This window comes from Streptomyces sp. NPDC059909, assembly GCF_042730885.1.
In the GTDB taxonomy this organism is placed as follows: Bacteria; Actinomycetota; Actinomycetes; order Streptomycetales; family Streptomycetaceae; genus Streptomyces.
Genome location: NZ_JBHWKX010000003.1, coordinates 1 through 17,872 on the forward strand (window position 1 = coordinate 1; position 17,872 = coordinate 17,872).

Annotated in this window: 14 protein-coding genes; 7 read left to right on the top strand and 7 right to left on the bottom strand. The window is 71.1% G+C overall.

Features of this window, described 5'->3' with window-relative positions:
* The first annotated feature begins 89 nt into the window (after positions 1-89).
* From ACFV9O_RS03710 to trxA, 3 genes are read left to right on the top strand one after another with little or no spacing between them, the layout of a single operon-like run.
* Positions 90-572, top strand: a complete 483-nt coding sequence (locus ACFV9O_RS03710) for a hypothetical protein (RefSeq protein ID WP_385411825.1) — start codon at positions 90-92, stop codon at positions 570-572.
* A 52-nt stretch (positions 573-624) separates the two neighbouring features.
* Positions 625-1,017, top strand: coding sequence for a MerR family transcriptional regulator (locus tag ACFV9O_RS03715; protein WP_385411828.1), 393 nt, complete (start codon positions 625-627; stop codon positions 1,015-1,017).
* Positions 1,018-1,022: 5 nt separating this feature from the next.
* Positions 1,023-1,355 (top strand): thioredoxin, encoded by a 333-nt coding sequence (gene trxA, locus ACFV9O_RS03720; protein WP_385411831.1) that lies wholly within the window; start codon positions 1,023-1,025, stop codon positions 1,353-1,355.
* A 3-nt stretch (positions 1,356-1,358) separates the two neighbouring features.
* Here the strand turns inward: trxA and ACFV9O_RS03725 are convergent, their stop codons facing one another.
* Complete coding sequence (locus tag ACFV9O_RS03725) at positions 1,359-1,505, bottom strand: hypothetical protein (RefSeq protein WP_385411833.1); 147 nt, start codon at positions 1,503-1,505, stop codon at positions 1,359-1,361.
* A 63-nt stretch (positions 1,506-1,568) separates the two neighbouring features.
* Complete coding sequence (locus tag ACFV9O_RS03730) at positions 1,569-2,006, bottom strand: hypothetical protein (RefSeq protein ID WP_385411836.1); 438 nt, start codon at positions 2,004-2,006, stop codon at positions 1,569-1,571.
* Positions 2,007-2,133: 127 nt separating this feature from the next.
* Here ACFV9O_RS03730 and ACFV9O_RS03735 point away from each other — a divergent pair, with 127 nt between their 5' ends.
* Entirely contained in the window at positions 2,134-4,371 is a 2,238-nt protein-coding gene (locus tag ACFV9O_RS03735) for a HelD family protein (RefSeq protein WP_385411839.1), read from the top strand.
* 72 nt (positions 4,372-4,443) lie between these two features.
* Here ACFV9O_RS03735 and glgB read toward each other — a convergent pair whose 3' ends face one another.
* From glgB to ACFV9O_RS03760, 5 genes are all read right to left on the bottom strand, one after another.
* Complete coding sequence (glgB, locus tag ACFV9O_RS03740) at positions 4,444-6,651, bottom strand: 1,4-alpha-glucan branching enzyme (protein WP_385412466.1); 2,208 nt, start codon at positions 6,649-6,651, stop codon at positions 4,444-4,446.
* A 331-nt stretch (positions 6,652-6,982) separates the two neighbouring features.
* Complete coding sequence (locus tag ACFV9O_RS03745) at positions 6,983-8,377, bottom strand: phosphotransferase (RefSeq protein ID WP_385411842.1); 1,395 nt, start codon at positions 8,375-8,377, stop codon at positions 6,983-6,985.
* Positions 8,378-8,636: 259 nt separating this feature from the next.
* Positions 8,637-10,406: a maltose alpha-D-glucosyltransferase gene (gene treS / locus ACFV9O_RS03750; protein WP_385411845.1), complete on the bottom strand. Its 1,770-nt coding sequence runs from the start codon at positions 10,404-10,406 to the stop codon at positions 8,637-8,639.
* Entirely contained in the window at positions 10,403-12,424 is a 2,022-nt protein-coding gene (locus ACFV9O_RS03755; RefSeq protein ID WP_385411848.1) for a maltotransferase domain-containing protein, read from the bottom strand. The genes treS and ACFV9O_RS03755 overlap by 4 nt, the downstream gene beginning before the upstream one ends.
* A 328-nt stretch (positions 12,425-12,752) precedes the next feature.
* Positions 12,753-13,700 carry an SDR family oxidoreductase gene (locus ACFV9O_RS03760; protein ID WP_385411850.1) on the bottom strand — a complete coding sequence of 316 codons (948 nt, stop codon included), beginning with the start codon at positions 13,698-13,700 and terminating at the stop codon, positions 12,753-12,755.
* Between the two features lie 116 nt (positions 13,701-13,816).
* Here ACFV9O_RS03760 and ACFV9O_RS03765 point away from each other — a divergent pair, with 116 nt between their 5' ends.
* The 3 genes from ACFV9O_RS03765 to ACFV9O_RS03775 all read left to right on the top strand — a co-directional run bounded on the left by ACFV9O_RS03765 (position 13,817) and on the right by ACFV9O_RS03775 (position 17,830).
* Complete coding sequence (locus ACFV9O_RS03765; protein ID WP_385411853.1) at positions 13,817-14,770, top strand: AraC family transcriptional regulator; 954 nt, start codon at positions 13,817-13,819, stop codon at positions 14,768-14,770.
* 136 nt (positions 14,771-14,906) lie between these two features.
* Positions 14,907-16,379 carry a 4-hydroxyphenylacetate 3-hydroxylase family protein gene (locus ACFV9O_RS03770; protein ID WP_385411855.1) on the top strand — a complete coding sequence of 491 codons (1,473 nt, stop codon included), beginning with the start codon at positions 14,907-14,909 and terminating at the stop codon, positions 16,377-16,379.
* On the top strand, positions 16,376-17,830 hold the full coding sequence (locus ACFV9O_RS03775; protein WP_385411858.1) for an MFS transporter: 1,455 nt from the start codon (positions 16,376-16,378) through the stop codon (positions 17,828-17,830). Before ACFV9O_RS03770 ends, ACFV9O_RS03775 begins: the two co-directional genes overlap by 4 nt.
* Positions 17,831-17,872: the final 42 nt, after the last annotated feature.

Below are 17,872 nucleotides of genomic sequence, written 5' to 3' on the forward strand. Positions count from 1 at the left end.
TCGAGCGGCTCGCACCGATGGCCGTGCACCCACCGGGACCGAGAGGTCACAACCCTACTCGTGAGGGCTGCAGAAGGGATGGTCCTCTAATGAGCACCACCATCGACACCACCGGCACGGTGACCGACTTCGACTTCTTCACCGGACGCTGGCACGTCGACAACCGCCGCCTCGTCGACTTCCTCGACCCCGACAGCGGCTGGGAGGAGTTCCCCGGCATCACCCACGCCTCCCGTCACTTCGCCGGCGGGGCCAACTTCGACGAGATCGAGTTCCCGACGCTGGGCTCCAGGGGACTGACCCTGCGGCTCTACGACACCGAGCGCGAGCAGTGGTCGCTGTACTGGTCCAGCAGTCGGACCGGCGTGCTGTTCCCGCCGGTCACCGGCCGGTTCGGGGCGGACGGCCGCGGGGTGTTCCACGGGGACGACACCTATGCGGGCAGGCCGGTGCGGGCCCGGTTCATCTGGTCGGGCATCACGGACACGACAGCCCGCTGGGAGCAGGCGTTCTCCGAGGACGGCGGTACGGCCTGGATCACCAACTGGATCATGGAGCTCAAGCGCGGCTGACGGGGGCCGGCGGCTTTCCTTGACGTCGGCGTCAAGGCTTACGGTCGTACGCATGCAAATCGGCGAGCTGGCGGAGCGGGCCGGGACGACGACCCGCACCCTGCGCTACTACGAGTCCCGCGGGCTGCTGCCCGCACGGCGCACGGTCAACGGATACCGCACGTACGACGAGGACGACCTGCGGCTGCTCCAGCAGATCCGGACCCTGCAGGACTTCGGGTTCGAGCTGGAGGAGACCAGGCCCTTCGTGGAGTGCCTGCGCGCCGGTCACCCGGCCGGGGACGCGTGTCCCGCCTCACTGGCCGTGTACCGGCGCAAGCTCGCCGAACTGGACGGCCTGATCGGCCGGCTCCAGGCCGTCCGGGACCAGGTCGCCGCGCAGCTCGTACGGGCCGAGGCGGCACTGCCGGGCGGCCCGGACCCACAGTGTGAACTCGGAGGGTGAGACGAATGATTCAGGCAGAGGGCGTCGCCGCGGTGACGGACGCGGACTTCGACGCGGAGGTGCTGGGGGCGGACGGCCCGGTTCTGGTGGAGTTCACCGCGGACTGGTGCGGCCCGTGCCGCCAGCTCGCCCCCGTGCTCAGCGCGGTCGCCGCCGAGGAGGCCGGCCGGCTGAAGGTCGTCCAGCTCGACGCCGACACGAACCCCGAGGTCACCGTGCGGTACGGGGTGCTGTCGATGCCGACGCTGATCGTGTTCCGTGACGGTGAGCCGGTGAAGTCGATGGTGGGCGCGCGGCCCAAGCGGAAGCTGCTGATGGAGCTGGAGGACGTGCTCTGACGCTCAGCGCATTGCGAGCGTGATCCGCCGGAGGCTGATGTTCACGCCGACGACCTCGACGCTCACCTCGTCGCCGACCTGCGGTTCTCGCTCCGCGAGGTCGGCGACGGGAACGAGGCCCGGGTTCGGCTCCAGGTCCTTGAGGGACAACTGGACCTGCGCGCGCGTCCGGTCGATGCCGATGGCAGTGATCTCCTGGCCGACGCTCAGGAGCTACCAAGGGGTGTCCGGGTCGAGGCCGGCGCGGAGGTCCTTGCGTGCCGCGTCGCTCAGCAGCGGCGCGAAGCGGTCGAAGAACATGAGGAGCTGCCCGCCCCAATCGGTACGGAATTCGTCGTCCACGACCGCGAGGTCGAGCTCGTTCGCCGCGGTGAGTTCTGCGAAGTCCTGCCGTTGCCCGAGCGTCGGCGCGTACGTCTCACCGGTGAACCGGTCCCGGAACACCGGGTGGCCGGACGCGAGCGTTCCGTACGACGCCTCGCGGTCGCAGCTCGCGTAGACGTGGACGAGCGGTTCCGCCCAGATGCGCGAGGAGCGTGCCGCCGGGATGCTCCATCGTCCCGGCCCCGCAGGGCCGCAGCAGGGCCACCGCCCGTTCCGCCCTGTCGTCGACCGCCCCTGCCATGGGCAACCTCCAGCGTCCTGCCGCAAAGCAAAAACCCCGGTCCGAATTGACGGCCGGGGTATTTCTTCGCGTATATTTAATGGTTCCGTGTTCGCGCGCGAAGCATTACACGGAGAAGTTGAATAAACGGACTCTATCGCGTCTGGAGCTGAATTGTCAACCGAGGAATTGCAACAGGAACAACAATTCGTCTCCCTCGTCCACGAGCGGCTCGACCGGCTCAGGGAGGAGGCCGAGGCCGCGGTGCAAGGTGCGGTCGGGCAGACCGGAAACGGCCGCCAGGCGCGTGTGGAGCGCGATGTCGCCGTCATCGAGCATTCCGCGACGCTGGCCGCGCTGGACGCCGCCGACACCGGACTGGTCTTCGGGCGGATCGACCAGCGCGACGGAGTGACGTACCACATCGGCCGCGCCGGAATCCGGCGCGACGACGCCGAGCGGACGCCGCTGCTCATCGACTGGCGGGCGCGGGTCGCGCGGCCGTTCTATCTCGCGACCGGGTTCGAGCCGATGGGCCTGCGCAGGCGTCGGCACATCACCACCCAGGGGCGCATCGTCACGGCCCTGCACGACGAGATCATGGATCTCAACGACACCACCCGCACCGGGTACGAGTCGCACGACGCCGACGAAGTGCTGCTGGCCGCGCTCAACAGCGCTCGCACCGGACGCATGGCGGACATCGTCTCCACGATCCAGGCCGAGCAGGACCGCATCATCCGCGCCCCGCAGCGCGGCGTGCTCGTCGTCGAGGGCGGGCCCGGGACCGGGAAGACGGCGGTCGCGCTGCACCGGGCCGCGTATCTGCTGTACGCGCACCGGGAGCAGCTGGCCAAGCGGGCCGTGCTGATCGTCGGGCCCAACCCCGCCTTCCTGGGGTACATCGGCGAGGTGCTGCCCTCGCTCGGCGAGACGGGCGTGCTGCTGGCGACCGTCGGGGAGCTGTTCCCGGGCGTGCACGCCACCGGCACCGACACCCCCGCGGCCGCCGCCGTCAAGGGACGGGCCGAGATGGCGGGCGTACTCGCCGAGGCCGTACGGGACCGGCAGCAGGTGCCCGAGAAGGGCGAGCCGATCGTCATCCCGCACGACGACGGGGAGCTGGTGATCGACTGGGACATGGCCGTGGAGGCGCGGCACAAGGCCCGTGAGACCGGGCTTCCGCACAATCTCGCCCTGCCCACCTTCGCCTTCCGGATCATCGACGACCTCACCACCCAGCTCGCCGACCGGATCGGCGCAGACCCCTACGGCGGCCCGAACTTCCTCGGCCCCGACGACATCGCCCTGCTCGGCAAGGCGATCGCCGCCAGCGCCGATGTGCATGCCGCCATCCTGTCCCTGTGGCCCCCGCTCACCCCGCAGGAGTTCCTCGCGGACTACCTCGAGGACCCGGCCCATCTCGACGGGGACGACGCCGAGCTGATCAGGCGCGCCGAGGGGGCGGCCTGGACCGCCGCGGACGTGCCCCTCCTCGACGAGGCCGCCGAACTCCTGGGCGAGGACGACTCCGCCGCCCGCGCCGCCGCCGAGGCCGAGCGGGAGCGGCGGATCGCGTACGCGCAGGGCGTCCTCGACGTCTCGTACGCCTCCCGCACCTACGAGTTCGAGGACAAGGAGGAGGTCGACAAGGAGGCGTCGGAGGTCCTGGCCGCGCACGACATCATCGACGCCGAACGGTTCGCCGAGCGCCACGAGGAGGCCGATCACCGCAGCGCCGCCGAGCGCGCCGCCGCCGACCGGACCTGGGCCTTCGGGCACATCATCGTCGACGAGGCGCAGGAGCTGTCGGCCATGGCCTGGCGGCTGCTGATGCGGCGGATCCCGACCCGCTCGATGACCCTGGTCGGCGACCCCGCACAGACCGGCGACATCGCCGGCTGCGGCTCCTGGCACGAGATCCTCGAACCGTACGTCGGCGACCGCTGGGAGCACTCCAGGCTCGGCGTCAACTACCGTACGCCCGCCGAGATCATGGAGCTCGCGGCCGCCGCCCGCCGCGCCACGTACCCGGGCTTCCGGCCGCCGCGCTCGGTGCGTTCGACGGGTGTCGGGCCGTGGACCGAGCGGGCGGACGAGGGCGGACTCGCGCGTTCGGTCCTGGCCGCGGTCGCCCGCGAGACGCCGCGGGAAGGACGCCTGGCCGTCATCGCCCCGCGCGAACTCCACGGCGAGCTCGCCGCGCTGGGCGGCGGTCCCGTCGATCTGACCCGGCCCGTCGTCCTGCTCGACCCCCGCCAGGCCAAGGGCCTGGAATTCGACTCGGTGATCGTCGTCGAGCCCGCCCTGTTCGGGGACAGCGACCTGTACGTGGCCCTGACCCGGGCCACCCAGCGCCTGGGCCTCGTCCACACCGGCGAACTGCCCGCGGCGCTCGGCCCTACGGCGTGAAACAGAGGGCGGGGCGACGGCCGGCCGGGGCCCCACCCGGCCAATGTCGCCCCGCCGCCCGCCAGGCCGTCGTCAGGTGGGCTTGAGCCACACCGTCGCCAGCGGTGGCAGCGTGAGCTGGATGCTCGTGCGGTGACCGTGGGCGGCGACGGACTCCGGCTTCAGCGGCTCCGCGTTGAGGACGTCGCTGCCGCCGTACCGTGCCGCGTCCGTGTTCAGCACCTCCGTCCACGCGGACACCTCCGGCGGCACGCCCAGCCGGTACTCGTGCCGTACCACCGGCGAGAAGTTGGAGACCGCCAGCAGCGGGGCCCCCTGTGCGTCGAAGCGCAGGAACGCGAAGACGTTGTCCTCGGCAGCGCCGCCGTCGACCCAGGCGAAGCCCTCGGGGACGGTGTCCCGCTGCCACAGCGCGGGCGTGAGCGCGTACACCGCGTTCAGCTCGCGCACCAGGTCCCGTACACCCCGGTGGTCGGGCTCGGCCTCGTAGGAGGGATCCAGCAGCCACCAGTCCGGGCCGTGGCCCTCCGACCACTCCGCGCCCTGGGCGAACTCCTGCCCCATGAAGAGGAGCTGCTTGCCCGGGTGCGCCCACATGAAGCCGAGATAGGCCCGGTGGTTGGCGCGCTGCTGCCACCAGTCGCCGGGCATCTTCGACACCAGCGCCCGCTTGCCGTGCACGACCTCGTCGTGCGAGATCGGCAGGACGTAGTTCTCGCTGTACGCGTACACCATCGAGAAGGTCATCTCGTCGTGGTGGAACTTGCGGTGCACCGGCTCGTGCTCGACGTACCCGAGCGAGTCGTGCATCCAGCCCATGTTCCACTTCAGGCCGAAGCCGAGGCCGCCGAAGCCGCCGGGGCCGACATGGTGCGTGGCCCGGGTGACGCCGTCCCAGGCCGTGGACTCCTCGGCGACCGTCACGACCCCGGGGCAGCGCCGGTAGACGGTCGCGTTCATCTCCTGCAGGAAGGCGACGGCGTCCAGGTTCTCCCGGCCGCCGTGCTCGTTCGGAGTCCAGTCGCCGTGCTCGCGCGAGTAGTCGAGGTAGAGCATGGAGGCGACCGCGTCGACCCGCAGTCCGTCGATGTGGAACTCCTCGCACCAGTAGACCGCGTTGGCGACGAGGAAGTTACGGACCTCCTTGCGGCCGTAGTCGAATTCGAGCGTGCCCCAGTCGGGGTGTGCGGCCCTGGCCGGGTCGGAGTGCTCGTACACCGGGCGTCCGTCGAACTCCGCCAGCGCCCAGTCGTCGCGCGGGAAGTGCGCCGGCACCCAGTCCATGATCACCCCGATGCCGGCCCGGTGCAGGGCGTCGATCAGGTGGCGGAAGTCGTCGGGGGTGCCCATCCGGGCCGTCGGGGCGTAGAAGCCGGTGACCTGGTAGCCCCATGAGCCGCCGAAGGGATGCTCGGCGACCGGCATCAGCTCCACGTGCGTGAAGCCCAGGTCGCGTACGTAGAACGGGAGTTGCGCCGCGAGCTGGCGGTACGTCAGTCCAGGCCGCCAGGACGGGAGATGCACCTCGTAGACCGAGAAGGGGGCCTCGTGCACGGGGCGGTCGGCGCGGTGCGCCATCCACGGCTCGTCGCGCCAGACGTGGTGGGCCTCCGTGACGATCGAGGCGTTCGCGGGCGGCACCTCGGTGCGGCGGGCCATCGGGTCGGCGCGGACCGTGTGCGAGCCGTCGGGGCGGGTGATGTCGAACTTGTACAGCGCGCCCTCGCCGACCCCGGGCACGAACAGCTCCCACACCCCGGACGAGCCGAGCGAGCGCAGCGGATGGGCGGTGCCGTCCCAGTAGTTGAAGTCCCCGACGACCCTGACCCCGCGGGCGTTCGGCGCCCAGACCGTGAAGCGGGTGCCGGTCACGCCCTGGTGGGTCATCGGGCGGGCACCGAGCGCCTGCCACAGCTCCTCGTGCCGGCCCTCGCCGATCAGATGGAGATCGAGCTCGCCGATCGCGGGCAGGAAACGGTACGGATCCGCGAACTCGATCGTCGCGTCCTCGTAGGTGACCTGGAGCGAGTACTCCGGCTCCTTGCGCAGCGGCAGCACGCCCGAGAAGAACCCGTCGCCGTCCTCGTGCAGTTCCGCTCGCAGCCCCTTGGCCAGTACCGTCACCGACACCGCGTGGGGGCGCAGCACCCGGAAGACGACCCCGCCGCGCACCGAGTGGGCGCCGAGCAGCCCGTGCGGATCGTGGTGGGAGCCGCTGAGCAGCCGCTCACGGTCGCCGTCGTCGAGCGTCTTCGCGGGGCGTACGCCGCGGCTGGCCACTGACGCCTTCCGCGTCTCGGCCGCGCTCGCGCTCGCCGCGCCCGCCCCGGGCGCCGTGCCTGCCGCGCGGCGGGTCGGCGGGCTCTCGGCGGATGCCCGGGACTCCCGGGCTGTCCTGGCGCGGGGTGAAGGTCGGTCGTCGGGCGGCTGGGCGGACGGGGTGCGGGGGGTCACGGGGGCGGCCTCCTCGAAGGGGTGTCAGCGGTCGGAGCGGGGATCGGGATCGGAGGGGTGGGTGTCGGTCGGTGGGCGCTTCGCCCCTGGAGGCCCGTACGGCCTTCGGCCGTGTCCTCAATCGCCGTACGGGCTCCTTCGGAGCCTCGCCGGCGATTCAGCGCGGCGGTCCTGCGAGGCGTTGGATCGCCGACATCGGCACCGGGAGCCAGTCCGGGCGGTGCCGGGCCTCGTAGACGACCTCGTACACCGCCTTGTCCGTCTCGTAGGCGCGCAGCAGCTCGGGCTGGGCCCGTGGGTCGGTGCCCGCGGCCTCGGCGTAGCCCTCGCAGTACGCGGCACGGCAGCGCGCCGCCCAGGCGGGGTTCCACGGGCGGTGGGAGCGGGCCGCGTAGTCGAAGGAACGGAGTATCCCCGCGATGTCGCGGACGGGCGGCTGCATCCGGCGGCGCTCGACGAGCGGGCGTGCGGGCTCGCCCTCGAAGTCGATGACCGACCAGTCCCCGTCGGGGGTGCGCAGGGTCTGGCCGAGGTGCAGATCGCCGTGGATGCGCTGGGCGCGTCCGCCGCCGTCGAGGTCCGCCTCGGCGATCGCGTCGAAGGCGGCCCGCAGTCCCCGTACGTACGGCAGCAGGGCGGGCACGGCACGGACCGCCGCGTCGAGCCGCTCGTTCATGGCGGTCGCCAGATGCTCGGTCTGCGCCCGGCTCAGCGTCATCGTCGGCAGCGCCGCGGCCAGCGCGGTGTGGACCTCCGCCGTCGCCTGCCCGAGCGCGTGCGCGTCCGAGGTGAAGTCGTGGTCGGCGGCGAGGGCCTTCAGCGCCAGCTGCCAGCCGTCCTGGGTGCCGCGCAGATAGGGCTGGAGGACGCCCAGCGTCGCGGGCTCGGGCGTGGCCGACTCGTACCAGGCGACGGGCGCGGGCACCCGGTCGCAGCCCGCCCGGGCGAGGGCGAGCGGCAGCTCCAGATCGGGGTTGGTGCCCGGGTACACCCTGCGGAAGATCTTGAGGATGTACGAATCGCCGTACACCAGGGAGGAGTTGGACTGCTCGGCGTCCAGGATGCGGGCGGGCAGCCCGCCCAGCACGGGTTCGGTCCGGTCGAAGCGGAGCGTGCCGAACCGGCCGGGGGTGCGCAGCCGCTCCAGCAGCAGTGCGGCGAGCCGGGGGTCGTGCAGGCCCTCGTAGACGGTCCGGCCGGCCAGGGGGCCGTCCGTGACCCGGCCGATCAGCGCGGTCGCGAGATGGGGCGGCAGTGTGGTCCGTACGCCCAGCAGGAGCTGGTAACAGTCGGACGGCCGGTCGCCGTCCCGCTTGCCTCCGGTGCCCTTCGCGCCCGCCGGGCCCGGCTGCTGGACGCGGACGAGCAGGTGCAGCAGACCCGGTCCCGTCGAGTCGACCGGAAGCAGCTCGGCCGCCGAGACCAGGGAGAAGCCGGCGACCGGGCGTCCCTTGCCCGCGAACCAGCGCTGCCGGGGCAGCCATTGGTGCAGCAGCGGTGTGAGCGAGGGAAGCAGTGCCACCGGGGTCCGGGTGGATGCAGCCTCCGACATGGCATCGCGTCCTTTCCCCGGGCACACCACAGGATGCGAAGAGTGTCCCGGATTATGGCAAATATAGCTGTCCGGGCAGTGCGTGGGGGTCCCTCTGCCGCAGGCAGGGGGAGTGTCGGGTGAGGATGGTCCGTACGGCCTCGGACAAGCCTCGACCCGAGCCTTGGTACGAGTCCCGACATGAGCCTCGATATGAGGGGGAGCGTGCCCCGTGCGGGGCGGTCACAACCGCCCCGCACACGACATGGCATGTGCCGGATTAGTTCCGCTTCAGCGCGGGCCTCGGCGCGGAGGCCTTCCGGACCGACCCGTTCACGACGGCCTCGGTGGCCACGGCCTCCTTGCGCAGCCGGAACCAGTAGAAGCCGTGCCCGGCCAGCGTCAGCAGATACGGCCACTCACCGATGGCCGGGAAGCGCACCCCGCCGATCAGCTCCACCGGATGACGGCCGTTGAAGCTCCGCAGATCCAGCTCCGTCGGCTGCGCGAACCGCGAGAAGTTGTTCACGCACAGGACCAGGTCGTCCTTGTACTCCCGCAGGAATGCCAGCACCGCCGGGTTCGACGACGGCAGTTCGGTGTACGAGCCGAGCCCGAAGGCGCGGTTCTGCTTGCGGATCTCGATCATCCGCCGGGTCCAGTGCAGCAGCGACGACGGCGACGCCATCGCCGCCTCGACATTGGTGACCTGGTAGCCGTAGACCGGATCCATGATGGTCGGCAGATAGAGCCGGCCGGGATCGCACGAGGAGAAACCGGCGTTGCGGTCCGGGGTCCACTGCATCGGTGTCCGTACGGCGTCCCGGTCGCCCAGCCAGATGTTGTCGCCCATCCCGATCTCGTCGCCGTAGTACAGGATGGGCGAGCCCGGCAGCGACAGCAGCAGCGCAGTGAACAGCTCGATCTGGTTCCGGTCGTTGTCGAGCAGCGGCGCGAGGCGGCGCCGGATACCGATGTTGGCGCGCATCCGCGGATCCTTGGCGTACTCCGCGTACATGTAGTCGCGCTCCTCGTCGGTGACCATCTCGAGGGTCAGCTCGTCGTGGTTGCGCAGGAAGATGCCCCACTGGCAGTTCGCCGGGATCTCCGGGGTCTTGGCGAGGATCTCGGAGACCGGATAGCGCGACTCCCGCCGCACCGCCATGAAGATCCGGGGCATCACCGGGAAGTGGAACGCCATGTGGCACTCGTCGCCGCCCGCCGGGAAGTCGCCGAAGTAGTCGACGACGTCCTCCGGCCACTGGTTGGCCTCGGCCAGCAGCACCGTGTCCGGGTAGTGGGCGTCGATCTCCTTGCGGACCCGCTTGAGGAAGGAGTGCGTCGCCGGAAGGTTTTCGCAGTTGGTGCCCTCCTCCTGGTAGAGGTAGGGCACGGCGTCCAGCCGGAAGCCGTCGATGCCGAGGTCCAGCCAGAAGCGCAGCGCGGAGATGATCTCCTCCTGCACCGCCGGGTTCTCGTAGTTGAGGTCCGGCTGGTGGGAGAAGAAGCGGTGCCAGTAGTACTGCTTGCGGACCGGGTCGAAGGTCCAGTTGGAGGTCTCCGTGTCGACGAAGATGATCCGCGCGTCCTGGAACTGCTTGTCGTCGTCGGCCCAGACGTAGTAGTCGCCGTACGGGCCGTCCGGGTCCTTGCGGGACTCCTGGAACCACGGGTGCTGATCGCTGGTGTGGTTCATGACGAAGTCGATGATGACCCGCATGCCGCGCTGGTGCGCGGCGTCGACGAACTCGACGAAGTCGGCGAGGTCGCCGAAGTCGGGGAGTACGGACGTGTAGTCGGAGACATCGTAACCGCCGTCGCGGAGCGGGGACTTGAAGAACGGCGGAAGCCACAGACAGTCGACGCCCAGCCACTGCAGATAGTCCAGCTTGGCGGTGATGCCCTTCAGGTCACCGATGCCGTCGCCGTTGCTGTCCTGGAAGGACCGTACGAGCACTTCGTAGAACACGGCGCGTTTGAACCAGTCGGGGTCCCGGTCCTTGGCGGGAGTGTCCTCGAAGAGGTCGTGGACGGGCTCGTTGACGATCATGATGTGGGTGACCCTCCGATCGGCGGGGACGGTCGCAGGACCACGATGTGCGCAGGCGTGACGCCCGGCTCGAGGCGCACATAGGCGGCCCTGCCCCAGTGATAGGTATCGCCGGTGAGCTCGTCGCGCACCGGTACGGTCTCGTGCCGGTCGAGGCCGAGCACCGGCATGTCCAACGAGACCGTGGCCTCCTGGGTGTGGTGGGGGTCGAGGTTGACGACCATCAGGACCACATCCGGTCCCGAGCGCTTGCTGTAGGCGATCACCGCCTCGTTGTCCACGTGATGGAAGTGGAGATTCCGCAGCTGCTGGAGCGCCGGATGACGGCGCCTGATCCGGTTGAGGGCGGTGATCAGCGGGGCGATGCTGCGCCCCTCTCGCTCCGCCGACTCCCATTCACGGGGCCGCAGTTGGTACTTCTCCGAGTCCAGGTACTCCTCGCTGCCCGGCTTCAGCGGGGTGTTCTCGCACAGCTCGTAGCCCGCGTAGACACCCCACGTCGGCGACAGCGTCGCGGCGAGCACGGCCCGCGCCTCGAACGCGGGGCGGCCGCCCTCCTGGAGGTAGGCGTGCAGGATGTCCGGGGTGTTCACGAAGAAGTTGGGGCGCATGTACGCGGCCGCGTCGCCGGACAGCTCCGTCAGATACTCCGTCAGTTCGTGCTTGGTGTTGCGCCACGTGAAGTAGGTGTAGGACTGCTGGAAGCCGATCGCGGCCAGCGTGTGCATCATCGCGGGGCGCGTGAAGGCCTCGGCCAGGAAGATCACGTCCGGGTCGGTGCGGTTGATCTCGCCGATCACCGTCTCCCAGAAGACGACCGGCTTGGTGTGCGGATTGTCGACACGGAAGATGCGGACGCCGTGGTCCATCCAGTGCCGCAGCACCCGCAGGGTCTCCTTGACCAGCCCCTTCATGTCCTGGTCGAAGGCGATCGGATAGATGTCCTGGTACTTCTTCGGCGGGTTCTCGGCGTAGGCGATCGTGCCGTCCGCGCGGTGGTGGAACCACTCGGGGTGCTTCTCCACCCACGGGTGGTCCGGCGAGCACTGCAGCGCGAAGTCGAGCGCGACCTCCATCCTCAGGTCCCGCGCGCAGCGCACGAACTCGTCGAAGTCGTCCAGCGTGCCGAGGTCCGGGTGGACCGCGTCGTGGCCGCCCTCGGACGAGCCGATCGCCCAGGGCACGCCGACGTCGTGCCGGCCCGCCTCGAGCGTGTTGTTGGGGCCCTTGCGGAACGTGCTGCCGATGGGGTGGATCGGCGGCAGATACACCACGTCGAAGCCCATCGCGGCGACGGCCGGTAGCCGCTGCGCCGCGGTGCTGAAGGTGCCCGAGACGAGCTTTCCGCGCTTGACCGTCGCGCCCTCGGAGCGCGGGAAGAACTCGTACCAGGAGCCGAACAGCGCACGGGTGCGCTCGACCTGGAGCGGCAACGGGGGCGAGGCGGTGACCAGTTCGCGCAGCGGATGCCGGCCGAGCGCGGCGACCGCCTCCGGCGAGAGCGCGGCGGCCAGCCGGTCGGCGGGCGACCGCGTCTCGTCGCGCAGCGCGTCGGCGGCGGCGAGCACCGCCTCCCGGCCGTCCTTCTTCGGCACGCCGGCGGCGGCGCGCTCATGGAGCTCGGCGCCCTCGGCGAGCACCAGCGCGGTGTCGATCCCGGCCGGGATCTTGATCCCGGCGTGGTGGCGCCAGGTGGCCACCGGATCGCTCCACGCCTCGACGCTGTACGTCCAGTGGCCCTCGGCGTCGGGGGTCACGTCGGCCCCCCAGCGGTCCGTGCCGGGCGCGAGCTCCCGCATCGGCGTCCAGGGGCCGGACCGCCCACTGGGGTCGCGCAGGACGACGTTGGCGGCCACCGCGTCGTGGCCTTCTCGGAAGACGGTGGCGGAGATCCGGAACGTCTCGCCGGCCACGGCCTTCGCGGGCCTTCTGCCGCAGTCGACGAGCGGGCGTACGTCCAGGACGGGAATGCGGCCAATCTGCGGGTTCACGGCATCACCTGGGGGCTGTGCGGGCATGGCGGGTCGAGCTGGCGGATCCGCTGCGCGGGGTGTGGGTGTTCTTTGTAACTGCTCCGTCGACGACTGGCGGGCTGCGGGCATGGCCGCTCCTGTCCGCGTTCACTCGAATAGCTGCGTGTGGATGCGTGCGCGCCGGTGGGTACCGGGGGGAGCCTTCCCACGCAGTGCCGGGGGGCAATCCGGTGGTTCGTTAACTACTAGGAGGTAGCGGGGCAGACAAGGATCCGCGCGCCCCCTGTCCTCGACCGACCGTCCGGGCGTGGTCCTCCGAACGGCAATCCGCCCGGTACCCGTGATGCCGGTACCGGGCGGACAGGGATGTCCGTCAGTCCTGTGACGGTGCGTCCGTCGCGTCGTCCGACCAGATCTGCCAAGGCTGCCGGGACACCCATTCGTCGACCGGCGCGGGCTTGAGCGAGAGGGCCTGCGCGGACGTGCCGCCGTCGTCCGCCATCAGCCGCGGGCTCGCGCCGCTCGCCATGTAGTGGTAGATGCCGGCCACACCCGCCGCCGCGTCCGCGCCCACGACCTGGGTCAGGCCCTGCTCGAAGACGTCGGCCGGCAGCGGCACATAGCGCACGTCGCGCCCGAGTCCCTTGCCGAACGCCGCCGCGAGCTCGGCGCCCGTGACCGTACGCGCCCCGCCGATGTCGTACGTACGGCCCGCCGCCCCCTCCACGGTGAGCGCGGCGTGCACCGCCTCCGCGAGGTCGCGGTGCGAGATCCAGGCCACCGGGGTGTCGGCGGGCAGCGGATACGCCAGGACACCCTCCGCCACGAGGGCCGGGCCGTTCCACGGGCTGAAGAGGTTGTCCAGATAGACCGGCGGCCGCAGGACCACCAGTTCCACGGAGCTGTCCCGCAGCCCTTCGCGGAGCACCGACTCGGCCAGCCGCCGGGTCTCGAACGCCGCCACGTTCGTGGTCTCGGCAGGGACGCGGGTGTTGGCGTTGTAGACGAGCCGGGCGATGCCGGCCGCCGCCGCGCCCTCCGCCAGGTTCCGTGCGTACGTCCGGATCTTCTCCGGGTCGTACTCCAGCGGCATCACCACCGACGCGTGCGTGGCGCCGTCGAAGAGCCGGCCTACGTGGTGAGGGTTCGCCAGGTCCCCCTGGACGAACGCGACGCCCGCGAGCTCGGGACGGTCCGCCCCGGGCCTGCGGGTCAGGGTGCGGACCCGGTGGCCGCGCTCCGCGAGAAGCCGGGCGACGGCGCCGCCCTGGAAGCCGGTCGCCCCCACGACCGCTACCCGCATCGGAATGTGATCGGACATGTGTCTGAAGTGCCCTTCGATAGGGTGTGGCTGTTGCCGTTACGGCGTTTCCAGGCTGGCGGCGGCGGGTTCGGCCGATCAATTAACAAACCGGGGGGGAGGTTGAAGGATCGTCCATGGAAGCCACCGATGCGCAGAGCGACGACCTCCTCAGCGAACTGCTGAAACCGCTCCGCCTGACCGGCGTCTTCGACAGCCGGTGGCATGTCAGCGCGCCATGGGCCATCGAGGGCGACGCCGAGCAGAGTTGCGCCGTGCTGCACTACATCGTCGAGGGCGGCTGCTGGATCAGCGGCCAGGGCCAGACCCCCCTGGAACTGCACGCCGGTGACCTCGCGGTGTTCCCCACGGGCACCGCCCACCGGCTGTCCGACCGCCCCGACCGCCAGGGCGTCCCGCTCAGGGCCGTGCTGCCCGAGCGCCAGCCGGGCACCTCGGGCGAGATCCGTATCGACGGCGAAGGGCCCGCGAGCCGGCTCCTGTGCGCCGGACTGCACTACGACGCCGGGGCCGCCACCGGCCTGTACAAGGCGCTGCCCTGGGTGCTCGTGCTCGACGGCTCCCAGGTCGTCAAAGAGCCCCTGCTGCGCGACACGTTGTGCCTGCTCGCCTCGCCCGAGCGGCCGGTGGGCCCCGGCGACCGGCTGATCACCCTGCGGGCCTTCGAAATGGCGCTGGTGCTGGCACTGCGGCCCCTGCTGCGCGAGCTCGCGGACAATCCCGCCGCGCTGCCCGTGCTCAGGCATCCGGGCATCAGCAAGGCGCTGGTGATCGTCGCGACCCGGTTCGCGGAGCCCTGGACCATCGAGTCGCTCGCCCGCGCGGTGGGGATGTCCCGCTCGGCCTTCACCGCGGCCTTCCGCGAGCTCGTCGGCGAGGCGCCGGCCCGGCATCTGACGGGACGGCGGATGCAGGAGGCCGCGCGGCTGCTGGGCGAGACGTCACTGCCGCAGTCGGCGGTGCCGCAGCGGGTCGGCTACCAGAGCTCCGTCGGCTTCCACCTCGCCTTCCGCAAGTGGTTCGGCAAGACGCCCGGCGAATACCGCAGCGCCTCGGTCAGTGCCGCGTAACGCGCATAGATGACCGCGCACGGACGACGGGCCACCGACTGGCCGGTTCTTAATGACCGCTGGACGGTCGTTCATTGCCGCAGGCAGGGGAGGGCAGTCAGGCTCGGCAGCGGCAGAGTGTTCCGCAAGAGGAGACATGGTGACGAGGTCCGGTCAGGATTATCTGGAATCGCTGCGTGACGGCCGGGAGGTCTGGCTCGACGGCGAGCGGGTCGAGGACGTCACCCGGCACCCCGCGTTCCGCAACACCGCGGCGTCGATCGCCCGGCTGTACGACCTGGCGCACGACTCCGAGCACGCGCCGGTGCTCACCCAGGGCGGCGTCCACCGCGCGTACGCCGTCCCGCGCTCGTACGAGGATCTCGTGGCCCGCCGCCGCGCGTACAAGCTCTGGGCCGAATCGAGCTTCGGCTTCCTCGGGCGCACGCCCGACTACATGGCGGGCGGCGCCGCGGGCTTCGCGGCCGCGCCTCAGCTGTTCACGACGGACGGCTTCGACGGCGCCCCGAACGCCCTCGCGTACCACCGCAGGCTCGCCGAGGGCGACCTCTACCCGACCTTCACCATCACCAATCCGCAGATCGACCGGACCAGGTCCGCCTCCGAACAGGAGGAGGACGACCTGGTCGTGCGCGTGGTGGCGGAGAAGGACGGCGGCATCGTCGTGCGCGGCGCCAAGATGATCGGGACGGGCTCGGTCTTCGGCAACGAGGTCATCGTCGGCACGATCGAGCCACTCGCGCCGCAGGACGTCGAGCACGCGCTGTGCTTCTCGGTCCCGATCGGCACGCCCGGGCTGAAGTTCCTGTCCCGGACGTCGTACGAGGCGCAGGCGCGCAGCGTGTTCGACAACCCGCTGTCGTCGCGCTTCGACGAGAACGACGCGCTGCTCGTCTGCGACGACGTGTTCGTACCGTGGGAGAACGTCCTCACGTACCGGAACGTGGACGCCACCTTCCGGATGTGGTGGCAGACGCCCGCGTACCTCAACTTCGTGCACCAGGCGGCCACCCGCTTCTGGACGAAGCTCGAATTCCTCACGGGCCTGGCGATCCTGCTGACCAAGGCGAACAACACGTACCAGCTGCCGCCCGTGACGCAGGCGATCGGGCGGCTGATGGGCAAGGTCGCCCAGGCCAAGGCGTTCGTGCTCGCCGCCGAGGCGTCGTACGAGCAGGTCGAGGGCGGCGAGGGCGTCCGGCCCGGCAAGGACATCTCCTTCGCGCAGCGGATCATGGCGGGCGAGCTGTATCCCCAGGCCGTGCAGGAGATCAAGATGCTCGCCGGCGGCGGCGTCATCCAGCTGCCCGCGTCCGGCGAGGACCTGCTGCACCCGGAACTCGGGCCGCTGGTGCGGAAGTACATACGCTCGCCCGGGCACCCCGCCGAGGACCGGATCAAGCTGCTCAAGCTGGCGTGGGACGCGCTCGGTTCGGAGTTCGCGAGCCGCCACGAGCAGTACGAGCGCTTCTACCACGGCGCCCCGCACATCTATCTGATGCAGCAGGTCTGGGAGGGCGACACCGCGAGCTGCGAGCAGCTGGCGCAGGCATGTCTGGACGGCTACGAGCTGGACCGACGGGAGCCGGATTCCGGGGAGCAGCGGTGACCGCGCCCCTTGACGCCGTGGTGACGGAGGCGCCTTCGGGTCGTGGTCCGAAGGCCGCGCTGGCCCTGCTCGCCTCCACCCAGCTGCTGCTGATCATGGACACCGCGATCATCAATGTCGCGTTACCGTCCATCGGCGAGGCGCTGGGGTCGGGCTCGGCGGGACTGTCGTGGGTCGCCAACGCGTATCTGATCACCTTCGGCGGGCTGCTGCTGCTCGGCGGTCGCGCGGCCGATCTCCTCGGGCACCGGCGGATGTTCCTCGCCGGGCTCGGCCTGCTGGCCGCCGCGTCGGCGGTGGGCGGGCTCGCACAGTCGGCGGGCGCGCTGGTCGCCGCGCGGGCGGCGCAGGGGATCGGGGCGGCGCTGGCCGCCGCGGCGGCGTTCGCGCTGCTGCTGATCCTCTTCCCCGACGGGCCGGGCCGGCACAGGGCGCTCGGCGCCTTCGCCGGGATGGGCGGACTCGGCGGGGTGCTGGGCACCGTGCTCGGCGGCGTCCTCACCGATCTGCTCGGCTGGCGCTCGACGTTCTGGCTCAACGTGCTCGTCGCGCTGCTGCTCGGGCTGCTCGCACTGCGCCTTCTCGACGGGGGGACGCGCAGCGCACGGCCCGGATTCGACGCGGGAGGAGCGCTGACCGCCACGGCCGGTCTCGGGCTGCTCGCGTACGCGCTCGTCGGCGCGGGCGATGCGGGCTGGACGAGCGTCCGTACGCTGACGGCGGGCGGCACCGGGCTGGTCCTGCTCGTGGTCTTCGCCGTACTCGAGACCCGGATCGCGAATCCGCTGGTGCCGCCCGCGGTGCTGCGGCGGCCGGCGCTGCGGCGCGCCAATGTGCTGAGCGCGCTGGCGCAGATGGCCCTGTTCCCGATGTTCTTCCTGGTCAGCCTCTATCTGCAGAGCGTGCTCGGACAGTCGCCGCTGACGGGCGGGCTCGGACTGCTGCCGCTGTCGGTGGTGGTCGTGCTGACCGCCCCGCAGACGGGGCGGCTGATCGGGCGGCTGGGACTGGGCCATGTGATGACGCTCGGCTTCGGGCTGCTCTTCGCGGGAACGGTGTGGCTGTCGCTCGCCCTCACCGCGGAGGGCACGTTCGTCACCACCGTGCTGGCCCCGAGTCTGCTGCTGGGCGTCGCGCTCCCGCTGGTCATGGTCACCACGAACGTGGCCGCGACGGCGGAGGCGGCCCCGGAGGAGACGGGCCTCGCCTCCGGACTCATCAACACGAGCCAGCAGTTCGGCTCGGTGCTCGGCCTCGCGGTGCTCGTGGGGGTGGCCACGAGCACGACGGGCGCCGTGGACGCACCGGGGGCGTCCGCGGCGACGGCGGGCTTCAAGGCGGCGCTGCTCGTGGGCGCCGCGTTCGCCGCCGCGGCGGCGCTCCTGTCACTGAGGCTGCGGGTGCCTGCGGCAGCCGCAGCGGGGGAGGGACGAACCCGCCCGGTCCCGTGACGGGCGTGTCCGGTACCGCGGGGCGGGCCGGTGTCCGTCCTC

What these genes read in the sequence shown, in the direction of transcription:
- ACFV9O_RS03710 (WP_385411825.1), top strand. Translation starts at nt 90, where the DNA reads ATGAGCACCACCATCGACACCACCGGCACGGTGACCGACTTCGACTTC.
- ACFV9O_RS03715 (WP_385411828.1), top strand. Translation starts at nt 625, where the DNA reads ATGCAAATCGGCGAGCTGGCGGAGCGGGCCGGGACGACGACCCGCACC.
- trxA (WP_385411831.1), top strand. Translation starts at nt 1,023, where the DNA reads ATGATTCAGGCAGAGGGCGTCGCCGCGGTGACGGACGCGGACTTCGAC.
- ACFV9O_RS03745 (WP_385411842.1), bottom strand. Translation starts at nt 8,377, where the DNA reads ATGTCGGAGGCTGCATCCACCCGGACCCCGGTGGCACTGCTTCCCTCG.
- treS (WP_385411845.1), bottom strand. Translation starts at nt 10,406, where the DNA reads ATGATCGTCAACGAGCCCGTCCACGACCTCTTCGAGGACACTCCCGCC.
- ACFV9O_RS03755 (WP_385411848.1), bottom strand. Translation starts at nt 12,424, where the DNA reads ATGCCCGCACAGCCCCCAGGTGATGCCGTGAACCCGCAGATTGGCCGC.
- ACFV9O_RS03760 (WP_385411850.1), bottom strand. Translation starts at nt 13,700, where the DNA reads ATGTCCGATCACATTCCGATGCGGGTAGCGGTCGTGGGGGCGACCGGC.
- ACFV9O_RS03765 (WP_385411853.1), top strand. Translation starts at nt 13,817, where the DNA reads ATGGAAGCCACCGATGCGCAGAGCGACGACCTCCTCAGCGAACTGCTG.
- ACFV9O_RS03770 (WP_385411855.1), top strand. Translation starts at nt 14,907, where the DNA reads ATGGTGACGAGGTCCGGTCAGGATTATCTGGAATCGCTGCGTGACGGC.